This window comes from Pacificoceanicola niger, assembly GCF_048553275.1.
In the GTDB taxonomy this organism is placed as follows: domain Bacteria; phylum Pseudomonadota; class Alphaproteobacteria; order Rhodobacterales; family Rhodobacteraceae; genus Pacificoceanicola.
In genome coordinates, this window is sequence record NZ_JBLZMW010000001.1 from 369,903 (window position 1) to 388,303 (window position 18,401).

An 18,401-nucleotide genomic window follows, 5' to 3' on the forward strand; every position below is an offset into this window, starting at 1 on the left:
CATGACAGGTGCCTTTCCGATCCGCGCCGGGCGGCCATACCCCCTCGGCGCGACCTTTGATGGCGACGGCGTAAATTTCGCCGTCTTCTCTGAACATGCGACCAGGGTTGTCCTGAGCCTGTTCGATGACAACGGACGGGAGGTTCAGGTCATCCCGCTTCCGGAACGGCAGGGCCATGTCTGGCACGGCTATATATCCGGGATGCGGCCTGGCCAGCAGTACGGGTATCGGATGCACGGGCCGTACAATCCCGAAGAAGGCCACCGCTTCAATCCCTACAAGCTGCTGATCGACCCCTATGCCAAGAAGCTGACGGGTCATCCGATCTGGCATGATGCGTTGTTTGGGTATGACGTGAGCGACGACAGGGCGGATCTGAGTTTCGACAAACGCGACAGCGCGCCTTACATGCCGCGTTCCGTCGTCGTCGATCCGGCCTTTACATGGGGCACGACCCAAGCACCGCAGCGCCCGCTGGACGAGACGATCTTTTACGAGGCGCATGTGAAGGGGCTGACCCGGATGCGCAAGGATGTGCCGCAGGCGGGGACCTATCTGGCCATGGCCTCCGATCCGATGCTGGAGCATCTGACGGAGCTGGGCGTAACGGCCATCGAATTGCTGCCGGTGCAGGCCTTCATCAACGACAAGTTCCTCGTGGACAAGGGGCTGACCAATTACTGGGGCTATATGAGCTACGGGTTCTTTGCTCCTGACCCGCGTTATATGCAAAACGGCGAGATCGCCGAGTTCCAGCAGATGGTGGCACGGTTTCACAGCGCCGGGATCGAGGTCATTCTTGACGTGGTCTACAACCATACCGCCGAGGGCGACGAACGTGGCCCTACGCTGGCCTTCCGGGGGCTGGACAATGCCAGCTATTACCGGCTGGCCGACGATCCGCGCTACTATGTCAACGACACCGGTTGCGGGAACACGCTGGATTTCGACAATCCGTTTACGCTGCGCCTGGTGACCGATTCCCTGCGCTATTGGGTCGAGACGATGCATGTGGACGGCTTTCGTTTCGATTTATGCTCGACGCTGGGGCGTACGGATGGGGTTTTCGATCGTGACGGACCGTTTCTGCGTGCGGTGCGGCAGGACCCGGTGCTCAACCGCGTGAAACTGATTGCAGAGCCGTGGGATATCGGTCCGGGCGGCTATCAGCTTGGCGCGTATCCGGCGCCTTTCGCCGAGTGGAACGATACCTTCCGGGACGATGTGCGCCGGTTTTGGCGCGGGGATGACGGGACGGTGTCGGGCATAGCGGCGCGGTTGTCAGGATCGGCGCAGTTCTTTGACCATGACGGACGCGCCGCGACCTCTTCGGTCAACTTTCTGACGGCGCATGACGGCTTCACGCTGATGGATACGGTCAGCTATTCGGAGAAACACAACGAGGCCAATGGCGAGGGCAACCGCGACGGCCATTCGGACAATATCTCGGATAATATGGGTGTCGAGGGGCCGTCCGACGATCCGGACATCATCGCGGCGCGCACCCGTCGGCGGCGCAACATGATCGCGACGATGATGCTGAGCCAGGGCACGCCGATGCTGTTGGCCGGAGACGAGTTCGGCAATACGCAAGGTGGCAACAACAACGCCTATTGTCAGGACAGCGAGATCGGATGGATCGACTGGGCGGTGGCGGATCAGGCGTTCTTTGACTTCTGTCGCAAGGCGATTGCCTTTCGCAAAGCCCATCCGATCCTGCACCAGCGGCGTTTCCTGCATTCGCGCTCCCGGCTGGTGGATGGTGCGACGGACCTCTTCTGGCGCCGAGCGGATGGCAAGGCCATGGAGCAGGCGGACTGGGACGATCCGAAGGGGCGGCTTGTCATGGCGGAGCTGCGCATGGCCTCGGGCACGCCGGAATACGTGGAGCGCGAGGGTGCCTTGCTGGTTGTGCTCAACCGCGGCGTGGCGGTTGACGTGATACTGCCACAGGTGCCGAAGGGGCAGGGCTGGAAGCGGCGCTTCGACACGGCCGAGCCTGAGGCTGTGGGCGATTTTGCGGGTACATTGATCGCGGACGATGCCGTTGTCGTCTTTGTGCTTGAAGAAAAGCCCGTCGGATGAGCGCAGCTTTGACAGAGGGGCATGGCTGGCCTAATGCAGATCTTTAATAGTGATAACGATAACGGTGCCAAGCCATGAACGCATTGAACGACATGTCCGCAGAGATGTTGCGGGCGCGGATCACCCAGCACCTGACCTACACCATGGGCAAGGACAAGGCACACGCCAGCACCTATGACTGGCGCATGGCGGTGAGCCATACGGTGCGGGATATGATCGTGGACGGCTGGTTCGAAGCGACGCGGCGCACCTACGAGCAGCAGGGCAAGCGGGTCTACTACCTGTCGATGGAGTTCCTGATCGGGCGCATTCTGGAGGATGCGGTGATCAATCTCGGTCTGCACGAGCGCATCGAAGAGGTGCTGCGCGCCGAGGGTGTATCGCTGATGGATGTGGTGGAAGACGAGCCGGACGCGGCGCTGGGCAATGGCGGCCTTGGGCGGCTGGCGGCCTGTTTCCTTGAGAGCCTGTCGACGCTGGGCTGTCCGGCCTTTGGCTATGGCATCCGCTATGAACATGGGCTGTTCCGGCAGCGGTTCGAAGGCGGGCGGCAGGTGGAGACGCCGGAGGATTGGCTGAACCAGCCGCATCCCTGGGAATTCGACCGCCCCGAGGCGTCCTATACCATCCCGTTCAAGGGGCATGTCGAGACGCGCGATGGGCGCGCGGTCTGGCATCCCGGCGAGACGGTTCTGGCGCGGGCCTATGACACGCCACAGGTCGGCTGGGAGGGGGCCTGGGCCAACACCCTGCGGCTCTGGGGCGCGCATCCGACAGAATTGTTCGATCTTGAGCGGTTCAACTCCGGGGATCACACGGCGGCGGCGGCACCGGAAGCGCTGGCGCGGACCTTGAGCCGGGTTCTCTATCCCGAGGACACCACCGAAAGCGGCAAGGAGCTGCGGCTCAAGCAGGAGTACTTCCTGACAGCGGCGGCGCTGCAGGACATCCTGCGGCGGTTTCTGAGCGAATACGACGATCTCGACCTTTTGCCGCAGAAGGTCGCGATCCAGATGAATGACACGCATCCGGCGCTGGCCGGGCCCGAGCTGATCCGGCTGTTGGTGGATGAGCATGACGTGGCCTGGGCGCGGGCGAAGCGTTTGGCGCAGGGTTGTCTGAACTATACCAACCATACGCTGCTGCCGGAGGCGCTGGAAACCTGGTCCACATGGCTGATGGGCCGGGTTCTGCCGCGGCACATGCAGATCATCGAGCGCATCGACGCGGAACATCAGGCCGCAACGCAATGCGGCCCGGACCTGCGCATCGTGCATCACGATCAGGTCCATATGGGCACGCTCGCCTTTGTCATGGCCAGCCATGTGAACGGCGTGTCGGCGCTGCACAGCGATTTGATGAAAACGACGGTCTTTGCCGATCTGAACAAGGCCTATCCGGGCCGGATCCTGAACCAGACCAACGGCGTGACGCCGCGGCGCTGGCTCAAGCTGTCGAACCCGGGTTTGAGTGCGGTAATCACTGAGGCAGTTGGCTCGGGCTGGGAAAATGATCTCGACCGGCTCGCGGGGCTGCGCGAGGCGGACAGCCCTGAATTGCGCGCGAAGATCCGCGCGGCGAAGCGGGCGAACAAGGTCGCTTTCTCGAACTGGGTGCAGCAGAGCATGGGTCTGCGGCTTGACCCGGATGCGATGTTCGATGTCCAGGTCAAGCGGGTCCACGAGTACAAACGCCAACTGCTGAATGTCTTTGAGACGATTGCGCGCTGGAATGCGATCCGCAAGAACCCCGGTGCCGGTTGGGTGCCTCGGGTGAAGATCTTCGGCGGCAAGGCCGCGCCTGGCTATTTCACTGCCAAGATCATCATCCGGCTGATCAACGATGTGGCCAAGGTGGTCAACAACGATCCGGTCACCCGCGACTATCTCAAGGTGGTCTACCCGGCGAATTACAACGTTTCCATGGCGCAGCGGCTCATGCCGGCAGCGGATCTGTCAGAGCAGATTTCCACGGCGGGCAAGGAAGCGTCCGGTACGGGGAACATGAAATTCACCATGAACGGCGCGCTGACCATCGGCACGCTGGACGGGGCTAACGTGGAAATCCGCGACCATGTGGGCGCGGAGAACTTCTTTCTCTTCGGGATGACGGCAGAGGAGGTGCTGGCGCGCTACCGGGTGGCGGATCATGCGCGCAAGGCGATCCTGCAATCCCAGGACCTGCAGGATGTGTTGCAGATGCTGGCCGAGGGGCGTTTTTCGCCGGAAGAGGTCTCGCGCTATCATGGCCTGCTGGATCAGACGTGGAACCACGATCCGTTCCTTGTGGCCTCCGATTTCGTCGCCTACGGCGAATGCCAGACCTATGTGGACAGGGTGTATGCGGATCAGGACCGTTGGGACGGGATGGTATTGCAGAACATTGCCGGATCGGGGTTCTTCTCCTCCGACCGGACGATCCGGGGCTATATGGATCAGGTCTGGGGCGCGAAGAGCCTGCTGTGACGTGGGCACCGGAAACTCTGGCAGTTTCCGGCGCGATTTTCAGACAATCAAAGGTCTGCGCTTTGGGTGGCGCGCCCGGTTCGATGCCTGGGCGCGCGTTGTCATGCCGTTGCCGAGAGCTTAAGATCACCGGTGTTCTCGATATAGGCAAAACCATTGCCCGGCAGGGTCAGCATATCCCCGGTGAGATGCGCATTGCGCGGCCCGGTCAGTGCCGCCTCGCCAGAGAGCGTCAGCGTTACCGGTTCTTTGCCGAGGTTGAACACGCAGGCTATGGACTGCTCCGCCGCGCGGCGGTGAAAGGCGAGGACAGGTTCAGGCAGGTCGATGAAAACGGTCTTGCCATAGCGCAGCGCGTTGCTTGATTTGCGGAAGGCGATGGTGCCCCGGTAAAAGCTCAGAATGCTGTCGTTGCCTTGCTGGTCGACGGCCTTGGCGGCCTGCGGTGCCTTGACCGGCAGCCAGGGGGTGCCCTCTGAAAATCCTGCGTTCGGCGCATCCTTCTCCCAGACCATCGGCGTGCGACAGCCATCGCGCCCCTTGACCGCCGGCCAGAACCGCAGCGCAGGCGGGTCCGTCAATTCTTCGTAGACCAGCTCGGTTTCGGTCTGGCCCAGCTCTTCGCCCTGATAAATGCCGATAGTGCCTTCGAAGCTCATCAGCATGGCACAGGTCAGGCGGGCCATGTCCTCTTCGCTGACCGCATGCCCGGCCCAGCGGCTGACCTGCCTGGGCACGTCGTGATTGGAGAAGGACCAATAGGGATGCCCATCCGGCGCGCCTTTCTGAAACCCTTCGATGCAGGAGCGGAAATGCGCGGCGGAATAATCCGGCCCGAGCATGGCAAAGCTGTAGGCCATGTGAAGGCGGTTATGGCCAGCGGTGTATTCGCCCATGATTTCGATGGAGCGCGCCCCCATTTCTCCGACCTCGCCGACCATCATGATCTCTTCATAGCGGTCGGTCAGGCTGCGCAGCTTTTCGAGAAACCCAAGGTTTTCGGGTCTGGTCTTGTTATAGAGGTTGTGTTGCATCCCGTAGAGGTCGGTCGCCATGACCTGCGGGCGTGTCTGTGCCGGTGGGTTGGAGCGCAGCGACTGATCGTGGAAATAGTAGTTCACCGTGTCGAGCCGGAATCCATCGAGGCCGCGATCGAGCCAGAATTTGCAGGTGCGCAGGATTTCATCCACCACCGCCGGATTATGGAAGTTCAGGTCCGGCTGAGAGCCGAGGAAGTGGTGCAAGTAGTATTGGCCGCGCTGCGGTTCGAATTCCCAGGCCGGACCGCCGAAATGGCTGTGCCAGTTCGTCGGCGGGCTGCCGTCGGGGAGCGGGTCGGCCCAGACATACCAATCCGCATAGGGATTGTCCGGGCTTTTGCGGCTTTCCTTGAACCATGGGTGCAGATCGGAGGTGTGCGACAGGACCTGATCCACGATGACCTTGAGCCCAAGGCCATGGGCGGTTTCGATCAACTCGTCGAAATCCTCGATGGTGCCAAAGAGCGGGTCGATGGCGGTATAATCGGAGACGTCATAGCCCATGTCCTTCTGCGGCGAGGCGAAGATCGGAGAGAGCCAGATGCAATCCGCGCCGAGCTCCGCCACATAGGGCAGGCGGCGGGTGATCCCCCTCAGATCGCCGACACCATCGCCGTTGTCGTCCTGATAGGAGCGGGGATAGATCTGGTAGATGATCGCGTCGCGCCACCATTCTTGCATGGCGATATCCTTTCCTGTTTCGGATCACCCTACAGAAGTTACCGTTATCGAAAAGTCCGGACGATGCCGGCGGGTTGAGTTTTTCTGTTCCGCCCTCTGGGATGCTTGACCTCGCGCCAAAGATTTTGTGTTTTGGTCGATAACGGGTAGAGTGGTGCAGGAGGGCGGGGTATTGGCCCCGGTGACCACCCCCGAACAAATTCTTTTGCAGGAGCTGAATTATGCGAAGCCTCTCGATCATGACTGCTGTGGCGCTGAGCTTGGCCAGCGCGGTTTGGGCGAACAACCCCGATCCGGTACAGCAGCACAATTCCAACGCCGTGTGGTTCGAGAACTGGATTGGCCTGAGCAACGCCACCATGGTGGTGGCCGCCCCCAATGGCCGGATCAGCCAGATCCGCGCCGAAAGTGGCACCCCGGTCTACGAGCTCGATCGTGCCGATGCGCAGGACGGCGTCTATCGCTTTGAGCTGCGCGCCGCGACGGAAGAGGACGTGGAGATCGTCAACCCGATCGACAATGGTCGCGGCGAACCGCAGACCACGATGAAGAAGCCGTTCTACATGACCGGTCACTTCGTCGTCTCGCGCGGTGTGATCATCACTCCCGAAGAGGTTCGGGAAGAATAACCCGGCGGCAAAAAAAAGGTCCGGCACGCATGGGCCGGACCTTTTGTCCGGCCGGGCAGGGGGCGTCTTCGGTTTGATCTGATCCCCGGTGATTTTTGTGTTTTTCGCATTTTCCTAACGGGAGTGTCAGCATGGACACCTTTGTCTCTCCGCCATATCAAAAGCGGTTTTTCCTTGCGGTTCTGATTGTCGCGGTACTGGCTTACCTATTCTGGACGGGCTCGCGCTATCCGGCCCTCAACGAAAAGGCGATGATGTCGGGTGCGATCCAGCTTGAGGATCCGCTGAGTTTCGAGGCGAAATACCCGTTGACCGCCGCGATGGGCACGGTCGAGAAGATCTATTACTCGACGCTCAACTGGATCAACACGAACAAGAAGGGCATGACCTTTGGCCTGCTGTTCGCGGCGGCGTTCATGACGGCCATGGGCTATCTGCGGCAGCGCAGTTTCAAGAACGGCTTTGCCAATTCATTCATGGGTATGTTCATCGGCGCGCCGCTGGGTGTGTGCGCCAACTGCGTCGCGCCGATCGGCAAGGGGATGTATTCGTCGGGGATGCGAGCCGAGATGACCCTGTCGACCATGGTGGCCTCTCCGACGCTCAACATCGTGGTCTTGTCGATGCTGTTCAGCCTTCTGCCGTTCTACATGGCGGTGACCAAGATCGCGCTCAGCATCTTCGTGATCCTGATCGCCGTGCCGCTGATCTGCCGGGCCCTGCCCAGCACCCAGATAGACGCGAGCAAGATCAAACCGGTGCCCTGGGCCGTGGACGAGTTCAGCGCGGAGCGAGAGTCTATCTTCAAGGCGGCGGTGGCCGTGGTGCTCGCCTACCTCAAGAACCTTTGGTACATTCTGAAGCTGACCGTGCCCTTGATGATCCTGGCCGGGTTCCTCGGGGCGGTTGTGGGCACGCTCCTGCCGCAGGATCTGGTGATGAACCTGGGGTTCGGGATCGGCATTCTCGCGCTTGTGACGCTGTTTGGCCTGTTCATGCCGGTGCCGATTGCCTTTGACGTGGTGCTGGCCGGGGCGCTGATCGCGGCCGGCCTGTCGCATGGCTATGTGATGGCGCTGGTCTTCACGCTTGGCAGCTTCTCGATCTATTCGTTCTTCATCGTCACACAGGCGATTGGCCCGCGCGCGGCCGTCATGATGGCCGCGACCATTGCGGTGCTTGGTTTCGGGGCCGGGATCGGTGCCAACGCCTATCAGGAATGGCGCACGGAGGAGGCCCTGCGCCTGCTGACGGGCGAGGCGGATCAAGCCAGGCCTGCCCCCTACATGTGGGGGGCTGCGCAGGCGGCGGGCATGGCGGATCTGCCGCACGTCACCTCCGAGGATGCGGATCGCATCACCGTCGACGCAAAACCCTTCGTGCCGCCAAGCCCGGCGGCCGGGACCGGCTTTACCCGTATGGAGGCCAGCGAGATCGGCATCGACAAACCGGTCGAGTTCACCATGCGGGACATGTGGCCGCCGTTCTGGGAAGGCCGCAGCCTGTCTTCGGCGGATTATGATCATGACGGCGACACGGATCTTGCCGTCGCCTCGACCGAAGTCGGGCTTTACCTCTATGCCAACGACGGCAGCGGCCAGTTTGCGCGCGTAGACGTGGATCTTGGCGATCTCGCCGATATGCCGATTTTCAACGCTGTTCTGGCGGATCTGGATAATGACGGCTGGCAGGATCTGTTTTTGGCAACCTATCTTGATGGCAACTACTGGCTGCGCAATGTCGAGGGCAGCTTTGGCGCCGAGCCTGCCAAAAAGGTGCCGAACATTCCCGAAGCGCCGCTCTCCATGGCGGTGAGCCTCGCGGACATTGACAGCGATGGGTATCTGGACGTCGCTTTGGGCAATTGGGCGGCAGGCTGGTATCGGCGCATACCGGGCGAGGAATCGCGCAATGCCGTACTGTTGAACAAGACTGGCGCGCTTGATCAGGCCGAGGTGACAGCGCTGCCCGGCATTCCCGGAGAGACGCTGTCGATCCTGTTCAGCGATTTCGATGACAACGGCACACAGGACCTGATCGTCGGCAATGATTTCGATGTTCCCGATTACTTCTATCGCGGCGATGGCCAGGGTGGCCTCGACATGATCACCGAGCCGGAGGGTCTCATCCCGCACACCACGACCACGACGATGGCGGTGAAATCCGCGGATATGTTCAACGAGGGCCATTCCGGCATCTACCTTGCGCAGATCGCGGGGCGCTCTTCGGGGGTGTCGCGGACGTTGAAGATGCAGCCGCTTGGGCGGTACTGCGATGGCATCGCCGACAGCGACGCCAGGGGAGTCTGCGAGCGGAACATGGCGATCAAGACATGGTATCGCAGCGGCAACAGCTTTGATCCGACCTATGCCTCGCGCTGCGAGGAACTGGAGGGGCGGTACAAGACCGAATGCAAGGCCATGCTGATCAAGGATCTGGCGATCCAGCGCCGCGATCCGGGTCTGTGCGATCTGATTCCGGCGGATCAGCCGATCCCGGCGGCCTATTGCACGCTGCACTTCAAACCGGCGCGGCAGCCTCTGCCGGAAGAGATCGCACTGACCCATCAGCAGATCCTGCGATCCAACGTCATGCTGGAATGGCAGGACGGGAAATTTGAAGACACGGCCTCTGAACGCGGCCTTGATGTGGGCGGCTGGAGCTGGGACACGAAGATCGCCGATTTCGACCAGGACGGTCTGCAGGACATGTACATCGTCAATGGTACCTGGGTGCCCAACGAGGTCTCGCCCTCCAATCTGTTCTTCCACAACACCGGCACCGGATTCGAAGAGGCCTCGGGGCCGTTCGGTCTGGAGGATTACCTGATGACCGCTTCCGCAACGGCCTTCGACATGGACGGGGATGGCGATCTCGACATGATCACGCATCCGGTCAACGGGCCTTTGGCTGTCTTTCGCAACAACACTCAAAAGCCGGGTCTGGCGATCCGTTTGCAGGATGGTGCGGGCAACGTGGATGGCATCGGCGCGCGCGTGACTCTTGTCGGGCAAGACGGCGGAGTGCAGTCGCGCGAATTGCAGCTTGGCGGTGGCTTCATGAGCTTTGACGCGCCGGTGGCTCATTTCGGGTTGGGCGCGGCAGAGAGTGCGGCAGAAGCGCGGGTGCGCTGGCCGGATGGCGCGGTTACCGTTCTCGCCGGGCCGATCCTGCCGGGGCGGCAGTATACTGTGACCCGCCAGTAAGGCGCCGCCCTGGGGCAGGGTGATTTCAGGGTATTGCGGCCTCGGAGCACATCCGGGGCCGCGTCGCATCTGGATTGGTCACGGCATCACAAGGGTAACGCCGTCAATCTGGGAAATCCGGTCGAGATCGTCGTCATACAACTCGCTCAGCATGTCCACATAGGGCGCGTCCCAGCCAGGCATGTCGAGCTCTTCCTCGACCTCTGACGTCAGGGCGTATTTGTCCATGAAAGCCGCCATGACCTTGCGTTTCTGCGGCTCTGGCAGGTCCGGGTTTTCCTTGAGAAAGGCCCGGAACCGCCGCATCCCCTCCGGCGCGATCACGGCTGACAACATATCGAACGCCCCGGTGATCTTGCGATCGAGCGGAACGCCGGCCATCCGGCGCAGAAGCTGACCCCAGATCAGAGGCGTGTCTTCATTGGCCCAGACCGTGATCGGCACATCGGGTAGATCGGCGCGGATGCGGCGCAGGAACGACGACCAGCGCAGCTGCATCGGATCGGCGCCGTGCAAGACGGCACCGGGCTCGTCATTCGGGCTGTCCCTCAGCAGGGCCGGCAGCCAGGTGGCGAAATCGCGCAGCCCGATGTGCAACTCCAGGTCATCTTCCTCAAACAGCCCCCGGAGTGTCCGCAGGCGTCGTTCCGCCAGTCGGTAAAGAAGCCCGTCCTGCAAGGCGAGACGTGGCACACAGAGGAAATTGCGATGGCTGAGGACCAGCCGCTTCACATCGTCGGGATCTTCCGACAGGATGGCATCCAGCAGGATTTCCCGCGCCTCCGGCGTCGGGCGGCCGCTGGAGATCGAGTTGACCGCCTCCGACAGCAGGGCGCGGTAGCGCGAGGGGCCGGGAATGGCCACGCCTTCATGCCGCCACGTATCGGCGTTGCGCAAAAGGCCCTTGAGCAACCTGTCGTCATCGGTGCAATGCACGCCGAGATGAAGAATGACCTGCATCGCTCTCTCTTCTCTGCCATTGGCCGGGCGGGCCCGCGCGGCAGGGTCTTTTTACTGGCTCGGCCTTGGACTATACCCGGTCTCGCCACAAAGCAAACCTCCCGTCCGTGAAGGCCTCCCCATGAGTGTCACCGAAAGCACGCCCGCCCCCTCGCGCCCGATGCGCATAAACCCGTGGTCCGCGGGCGCTGTCGTCATCGCATTGGTGGTCGTCGCACCGATCCTGTCGGTGCTGGGCATTGCGCTGTTCCCATCCGAAAACATCTGGCCGCATCTGCTTGCGACGACGCTGCCGCGCTACCTGATGAACACCGGCATCCTGATGATTGGGGTCGGTATTCTGTCGGCCATGGTCGGCACCGGGGCGGCCTGGCTGGTGTCGCGCTACGAGTTTCCGGGGCGGCGCTGGCTGGAGTGGCTGCTGCTGTTGCCGCTGGCAATACCGGCTTATGTGGGTGCCTATGCGCTGGTGGATTTCCTCGAATATGCCGGTCCGGTGCAGAGCGCGCTGCGCGGGCTGTTCGGTTGGACCAGCGCACAGGACTATTGGTTCCCGCAGATCCGGTCCATGGGCGCGGCGATCTTCGTATTGACCGGGTCACTTTTTCCCTATGTCTACCTGCTGACGCGCGCCGCCTTTCGCGAGCAATCCGGCGCTTCCGAAGAGGTTGCACAGTCTCTTGGTACGGGCGGGTTTGGCCGGTTCTGGCGGGTGGGCTTGCCGCTTGCGCGTCCGGCCATCGCTGCTGGCATGGCCATCGCCATGATGGAAAGTGTCAATGATTTCGGCACGGTGGACTATTTCGCGGTGCAGACCCTGACGACAGGTATCTTCAGCGTCTGGCTGCAGGCCAACAACGCGGGCGGCGCTGCGCAGATCGCCAGCGTCGTGTTGTTCCTGGTGATTTTCCTTGTTCTGATTGAAAAGGCCTCGCGGCGCCGGATGCGCTTTTTCAACCTGTCGACGCGTCATCGTCCGGTCAGCCGCAAACACCTCGGCGGTGGTGCGGCATGGCTCTCGACACTGGCGTGTACGCTGCCGTTTGCCTTCGGCTTTGTCCTGCCCGCTTCTGTCATCCTCAGCCACGCGGTGGCAAATGCCGATCACTGGCGAGATTCCGAGTTGTGGCAAGCCGGGTTGCACACGCTCACGGTTGGTGGTCTGGCGGCGGTGATCACCGTCGCGGCGGGCGTTTTTCTGGTCTACGGGGTGCGCGTGTCGCGCCGGCCGCTGCCGCGCCTGCTGATGCCGGTCACAACGATTGGCTACGCGGCGCCGGGAGCCGTGCTCGGTGTCGGTATCCTTATTCCGCTTGCTGCGCTGGACAATACCATCGCGGATGCGATCTGGGGGGCGACTGGCTGGGATCCGGGCCTGTTCATGACAGGCACCTCCTTTGCCCTCATCCTGGCCTACTGCGTGCGCTTCTTTGCCATCGGGCAGGGGGCTGCGGATGCCGCCATGGGTCGCGTGTCGCCCAACCTCTCGGCGGCGGCGCGCTCGCTCGGCCGCACGCAAGGGCAAGTGCTGGCGGTGGTTTACTATCCGCTGATGCGCGCCTCCGTGGCCTCGGCGTTGCTGCTGGTGTTCGTCGATTGCGTGAAGGAGCTGCCCGCAACGTTGTTGCTACGGCCCTTCAATTACGAAACGCTCGCGACACGGGTTCACGAACAGGCATCACTGGAAAACCTTGGCGGTGCGGCCCCGGCGGCGGTGCTGGTGATCGGGGTCGGCCTTCTGGCTGTGGGGCTCTTGGCCCGCGCGAACCGCTGATTGCGATCTTTCAACGATCCAAAACTTTATCGGGGACGACCGCAGGGAAGGGGGCCGTGCCCCCAACCCGGACTGATGTCCCGGCTGGGGGGTCACCCCCGAGCCGCGACGCTGGCCTGATAGGCATCCAGTTCCGCCATCAACGCTCGCCCGACAGGCATGTCATGCCGCGCGCAGACCTCCGCCCAGACAACCCCAAAGGGCAGGTCCTTGAGTTCTTCGGTCATTATGAAGCGGGCGTTGTGGTCCAGGCGATGCTCGGCCGACTTCAACGCGTCCTGTGGCAGGAGCAGCGCACGCAGCAGCGCCTTTTGCATATTGCGTGTGCCAATGACCCAAGCCGCCGTGCGGCTGATCGTGGCGTCAAAGAAATCAAGGCCGATCCGTGTGCGCTCCAGCAGGCCGGAAAAGACAAGCTCTTGTGCCATTTGCAGAATGTCATCCGATTGCAGGATGACATGGTCGCTGTCCCAGCGCATCGGCCGCGAGACGTGCAGAAGCAATTCGTCCACCGAAAGAGCCACCGCGCTCAGCTTGTCTGCAATGTTCTCCGTGGGATGGAAGTGGCCCATGTCGAGGCAGAGCAGTGTGCCCTTGCGAATGGCATACCCGAGATAGAACTCGTGGCTGCCAACGGTGCAGGCCTCCACCCCAATGCCAAAGAGCTTGCTTTCGACCGCGTCGCGCATCCGGGCCGGATCTTGTTCGGGGGCGAGCATCTCGTTGAGCGAAGCTTCCAGCTGCCGCCGTGCGGTAATGCGGTCGACAGGGGTGTCTTTGAACCCATCCGGGACCCAGACGTTGTTGACGCAGGCGTTGCCCTGCGCTGCGCCGAATGCGGCGGCGATTTCGCGGCTGCGCTTGCCATGTTCGATCCAGAAATCGCGGATGCCCCTGTCCGGATGTGCCAGCGTCAGATTATCGTCGGCCTTGGCGTGGGCGAAGAAGGTCGGGTTGAAATCGAGATCGACGCCCGACGTCTGCGACCAGTCGAGCCAGGGCTGGAAGTGGCGCACTTCGATTTCGTCACGGTCCGGTGTCTCGTCCGTGTCCATGTACATCGCATGCAGGTTCAGCCGGTGTTTGCCGGGCAGAAGACCATAGGCAAAATCGAGATCGGCGCGCAGCTCGTCTGGCGTGCGGGCGCGGCCCGGGAAGTTGCCGGTTGCCTGAATGCCGCCGCCGGAGGTGCCGGTCCTGGCTTCAAATCCGGCAACGTCGTCGCCCTGCCAGCAGTGCATGGAAATCGGAATCTGCGTCAGTGCCGCAATGGCGGCTTCGGTGTCGACGCCCCAGTCGGCGAATTGCGCCTTGGCGCTTTCATAAGTCATGGTGGATCTCCTCCCAGAGGGGGTGCGGGGCAAAGCCCCGCCCTACGGACTGTCCCGCTTAGCGGGTAAAGGCCTGCACATTGCCCGCATCGACGTTGATGATGTTTCCGGTGGATTTCGCCGATTTGTCCGACGCCAGGAAATAGGCGGCCTCGGCAATATCTTCCGGCAGGACCGATCGTTTGAGCAGCGAGCGGTTGCGGTACATCTCTTCCAGCCCCTCCTTGTCGGTGCCGTAGGTTGAGGCGCGTTGATCGAGCCACTCGCCTTCCCAGATCTTGGAGCCACGCAGCACGGCGTCCGGATTGACCACATTCACACGAATGCCCGCCTCTGCCCCTTCCAGAGCCAGGCAGCGCGCGAGGTGAATTTCGCTGGCCTTCGCGGTACAATAGGCGGAGGCGTTCGGAGAGGCGGCGAGGCCATTCTTGGAGGCGACGAACACCACGGAGCCTCCGATATCCTGCACCCGCATCAATTTGAACGCCTCGCGGCTCACCAGGAAATAGCCGGTGCTCAGGATGTCCATGTTCTTGTTCCAAAGCGCAAGACTGGTCTGCTCGACCGGGGCCGAGGAGGCGATGCCTGCATTGGAGACCAGGATATCGACGCCGCCGAATTCCACCGCGCAGGTTTCGAACGCCCGGATCACTTCCTCTTCACTGGTGACGTTCATCGAAACCGTCCGGACGACGTCTTTCGAGAAACGATCGCTGAGCGCCTCTGAGGTCGCGGCGAGCGTGCTCTCGTCAATATCGGCAAGCATGACACAGGCGCCCTCGGAGAGGTATCGTGCCGCTGTCGCGGCACCGATGCCACCCGCCCCGCCAGTGACCAGCGCCACGCGACCGGCCAGCGATTTTGGCGCCGGCATGCGTTGCAGCTTTGCTTCTTCGAGAAGCCAGTACTCAATGTCAAAAGCCTCCTGTTCCGGCAAGCCGCGGTATTCGGAGACGGCGGATGCGCCGCGCATCACGTTGATCGCGTTGACATAAAACTCGCCGGATATGCGCGCGGTGGCCTTGTCCCTGGCAAAGGTGATCATCCCGACACCGGGGATCAGGTAGACCACGGCGTTCGGGTCGCGCATCGCCGGGCTGTTGGCATGTTTGCAGCGTTCGTAATAGGCGGCGTAGTCTTCACGATACGCTTTGATTTGCTCTGGCAAGCCGTCCAGCACCGCGTCGAGATTGTTTTTTGCCGGATCGAAATCCACGACCAACGGACGGATCTTGGTACGCAGGAAGTGATCCGGACAGGATGTGCCGAGCGCGGCGAGCGCGGCCATTTCCCTGCCATTGACGAAATCCAGAACCGTGTCTGAATCGTCAAAATGGCCGACCATGTGCTGATTGCCGGAGACAAAGCCGCGGATGGCGGGCATGAGCCGGGCCGCGATGGCGCGGCGCTCCTCTCCGGGCAGGCTTTCGTGGATTGCGCCCCCGAAGGCAGGCGTGTCCGCCGTCCGCGTCGCGAACCAATCCATGGCCTTTTGAATGACGTCGAGCGTCAGGTCGTAGCAGGCGCGGGCATCATCATCCCAGGTGAAAAGCCCATGGGATTCAAGGACAACCCCCTTGGCTTCCGGGTTCTCAAGACAGAATTTCTCCAGCCAGAGCCCGAGTTCATACCCCGGTCGTTTCCACGGCAGCCAGCCGATGGTGTCACCGAAAATCTCCTGCGTCAGCGCGCGCGAGTTCTTTGAGGCGGCGATGGCGATAATCGCGTCCGGATGCATGTGATCGACGTGCTTTTTCGGCACATAGGCATGCAGCGGCGTGTCGATGGAAGCCGCACGGGGGTTCAGGTTCCATGTGCAATGCGGCAGGAGGCCGACCATCTCATCCTCAAAGTCGACACCGCGGTAGATACCCTTCAGTGCGCGCAGCTTGTCCATGTAGAGCGTGGCAAAACCGTCCATCTTGATGGAGCCGACATCGCCGCCGGAACCCTTGACCCAGAGTACTTCGGCCGCCTCGCCGGTCAGCGGATCGCGCTCCATGACCTTTGCGGAGGTGTTGCCGCCGCCATAATTGGTGATGCGCTTGTCAGAGCCGAGCAGGTTCGAGCGGTAGAGCAATTTCTCGGATTCGCTCATCCCGGCTGCCGTCTCTGCGTCCCACGCATTCACAAGTCGCTGATTTTCATTTGTTTTCAGCATGAAGTCCTCCCGCCGGGCGCGATGGCCCCTATGATAATCCTCGGCGCAAAGTTGCGCGGAGTGCGTCAGAATGTCAATCAATAACGATCATAAACAATCATGTTGCGGCGCAAAATGATTGAACTTGAGAGAAAATGATTGACGTGTGGGGCGAATCTGGACAGTCTGACGCATCAAGGGGAGGACACCATGCACGAGAAAGAGCGCCACAGGATCATTTTATCGGCGGTTCAGGACCGTCCGGTCGTGACCGTGGTGGACCTGTGCAACCTGACCGGGGTCTCCGAGGCAACGATCCGGCGTGACATCGCGCAGCTTCATATGCAAAAGAAGCTGCGCCGGGTGCGCGGCGGAGCGGAAGCGATCACACCGCCGCAATTCGCGCCGCTGGCGGGGCGGCCTTTTTCGGTCAACGAGACCATGAAAACCCGTGAGAAGCAGGCGATTGCGCGCGCGGCGGTCGATCTGTGCGAGGATGGTGAGCCGATCATCATCAACGGCGGGACGACAACGTTCCAGATGGTGCATCCGTTGGCGTCGCGGCGACTTCAGGTCTTTACCAACTCTTTCCCGATTGCCGAGCATCTGCTCAAGCATTCGAAGAATACCATCATGCTGTCCGGTGGTGCCATCTACCGCGAGCAGAACATCATTCTGAGCCCTTTCGACAATGACGTGACGCGGAACTTCTATGCCCGCCGCATGTTCATGGGCGCACAGGGGTTGGGGCCGATCGGGTTGATGGAGGCCGATCCGCTGCTGATCCAGGCGGAACAGAAGTTGATCGGACAGGCGGATGAACTCGTTGTTCTGGTGGACAGCTCGAAGTTCGAAAATCGCTCATCGCTTGTCCTGTGCCCGCTCGAAAAGATCGACGTGGTGATCACGGACGACAAGATTTCCGACCGCGCCGCAGCGATGCTGGAGGCGGCGGATGTAAAGCTGATCGTGGCGCAGGAGGGCGCCGCGGCGGAACAGGGGACCGCGTAAACGGTTCAGATCATTGCTCATCAGGGAGGACATCATGGGTATTTCAAGAAGATTGTTCGGGGGCGCTGCAGTTGCATCGCTGATGTTGGCCAGCGGCGCAGCCTTTGCCGAAAGCCACGAGCCGGTGCGCATTGCGCTGGTGGTCAAGGCTTTGGGCATCGGCTTCTTTGAAGCGGCGGCCGAAGGCGCGGAAGAGGCGGCGAAGGAGCTTGGCAACGTCGAGATCATTTATACCGGTCCGACCGACACCACCGCAGAGGGCCAGATCGAAGTGATCAACAGCCTGATCGCGCAGCAGGTGGATGCGATTGCCGTGTCGGCGAACGACACAGACGCGCTTGTTCCGGCGCTGAAGAAGGCGATGCAGCGTGGGATCACGGTGATTTCCTGGGACAGCGGCGTGGCGCCGGAGGGCCGTCAGCTGCACCTTAACCCGTCGTCCAACCCGTTGATCGGCAATATGATCATCAAGCTGGCTGCGGATGAGTTGCCCGAGGGTGGCCAGGTGGCGGTGCTCTCCGCGACCACAACCTCCACGAACCAGAACATCTGGATCGAAGAGATGAACAAGGTCATGGGCAACTACGAGGGCATCGAGGTTGTCGGGACTGTCTATGGCGATGATCTTGCGGACAAATCCTATCGCGAGGCGCAGGGCCTGATGCAGACCTATCCGGACCTCGACGCGATCATTGCGCCGACCTCTGTGGGCATCGTGGCTGCCGCGCAGGCGGTGGCGGATGCGGGCAAGATTGGTCAGGTCAACGTGACCGGGCTTGGCCTGCCGTCCGAAATGGCCGGTGCGATCGAGAGCGGCGCATCGAAGTCCTTTGCGATCTGGAACCCGATTGACCTGGGCTATTCGGCGACGATGCTGGCCTATAATCTCGCCACGGAAAAGGCGACGGCCGAGCCGGGTGCAGAGATCCCGATGGGCCGCATGGGCGCGCTCACGCTTGATGACAACAACGAAGGCGCGATGGCGGATCCGTTCGTTTACGATGCGTCGAATATCGAAGCGTTCAAGGACATCTTCTGATCCTTTGACCCAAATCTCCGGGGCGGTGCGCTGCCCCGG

General features: G+C 61.7%; 11 protein-coding genes. 7 read left to right on the forward strand and 4 right to left on the reverse strand.

Going from position 1 to position 18,401, the window contains the following annotated elements:
* Window position 1: 1 nt before the first annotated feature.
* Together glgX and ACN2XU_RS01785 are read left to right on the forward strand one after the other, a co-directional pair.
* A complete protein-coding gene (gene glgX / locus ACN2XU_RS01780; RefSeq protein ID WP_419408666.1) occupies window positions 2–2,086 on the forward strand; it encodes a glycogen debranching protein GlgX in 2,085 nt (694 codons plus the stop codon).
* A gap of 74 nt (window positions 2,087–2,160) precedes the next feature.
* Entirely contained in the window at window positions 2,161–4,551 is a 2,391-nt protein-coding gene (locus ACN2XU_RS01785; RefSeq protein ID WP_419408667.1) for a glycogen/starch/alpha-glucan phosphorylase, read from the forward strand.
* Between the two features lie 101 nt (window positions 4,552–4,652).
* Here ACN2XU_RS01785 and ACN2XU_RS01790 read toward each other — a convergent pair whose 3' ends face one another.
* Window positions 4,653–6,272 carry an alpha-glucosidase gene (locus ACN2XU_RS01790; RefSeq protein ID WP_419408668.1) on the reverse strand — a complete coding sequence of 540 codons (1,620 nt, stop codon included), beginning with the start codon at window positions 6,270–6,272 and terminating at the stop codon, window positions 4,653–4,655.
* Between the two features lie 221 nt (window positions 6,273–6,493).
* Here ACN2XU_RS01790 and ACN2XU_RS01795 point away from each other — a divergent pair, with 221 nt between their 5' ends.
* Both ACN2XU_RS01795 and ACN2XU_RS01800 read left to right on the forward strand, forming a co-directional pair.
* A complete protein-coding gene (locus ACN2XU_RS01795) occupies window positions 6,494–6,901 on the forward strand; it encodes a hypothetical protein (protein ID WP_419408669.1) in 408 nt (135 codons plus the stop codon).
* 131 nt (window positions 6,902–7,032) lie between these two features.
* Window positions 7,033–10,107, forward strand: coding sequence for an FG-GAP-like repeat-containing protein (locus ACN2XU_RS01800; protein WP_419408670.1), 3,075 nt, complete (start codon window positions 7,033–7,035; stop codon window positions 10,105–10,107).
* Window positions 10,108–10,185: 78 nt separating this feature from the next.
* On the opposite strand, the gene ACN2XU_RS01805 is transcribed toward ACN2XU_RS01800, so the two are convergent.
* On the reverse strand, window positions 10,186–11,067 hold the full coding sequence (locus tag ACN2XU_RS01805; RefSeq protein ID WP_419408671.1) for a lysophospholipid acyltransferase family protein: 882 nt from the start codon (window positions 11,065–11,067) through the stop codon (window positions 10,186–10,188).
* 121 nt (window positions 11,068–11,188) lie between these two features.
* Between ACN2XU_RS01805 and ACN2XU_RS01810 the strand changes: the two genes are divergently transcribed.
* On the forward strand, window positions 11,189–12,841 hold the full coding sequence (locus ACN2XU_RS01810) for an ABC transporter permease (RefSeq protein ID WP_419408672.1): 1,653 nt from the start codon (window positions 11,189–11,191) through the stop codon (window positions 12,839–12,841).
* Between the two features lie 92 nt (window positions 12,842–12,933).
* Here the strand turns inward: ACN2XU_RS01810 and ACN2XU_RS01815 are convergent, their stop codons facing one another.
* Complete coding sequence (locus ACN2XU_RS01815) at window positions 12,934–14,172, reverse strand: L-rhamnose isomerase (RefSeq protein ID WP_419408673.1); 1,239 nt, start codon at window positions 14,170–14,172, stop codon at window positions 12,934–12,936.
* 58 nt (window positions 14,173–14,230) lie between these two features.
* The gene (locus tag ACN2XU_RS01820; protein ID WP_419408674.1) at window positions 14,231–16,333 is read right to left on the reverse strand and encodes a bifunctional rhamnulose-1-phosphate aldolase/short-chain dehydrogenase; all 2,103 of its coding nucleotides are present in this window, start codon (window positions 16,331–16,333) and stop codon (window positions 14,231–14,233) included.
* 189 nt (window positions 16,334–16,522) lie between these two features.
* On the opposite strand from ACN2XU_RS01820, the gene ACN2XU_RS01825 reads away from it, so the two are divergent.
* Together ACN2XU_RS01825 and rhaS are read left to right on the forward strand one after the other, a co-directional pair.
* Window positions 16,523–17,323 (forward strand): DeoR/GlpR family DNA-binding transcription regulator, encoded by an 801-nt coding sequence (locus tag ACN2XU_RS01825; RefSeq protein ID WP_419408675.1) that lies wholly within the window; start codon window positions 16,523–16,525, stop codon window positions 17,321–17,323.
* A gap of 34 nt (window positions 17,324–17,357) precedes the next feature.
* On the forward strand, window positions 17,358–18,362 hold the full coding sequence (rhaS, locus tag ACN2XU_RS01830) for a rhamnose ABC transporter substrate-binding protein (protein WP_419408676.1): 1,005 nt from the start codon (window positions 17,358–17,360) through the stop codon (window positions 18,360–18,362).
* Window positions 18,363–18,401 lie beyond the last annotated feature (39 nt).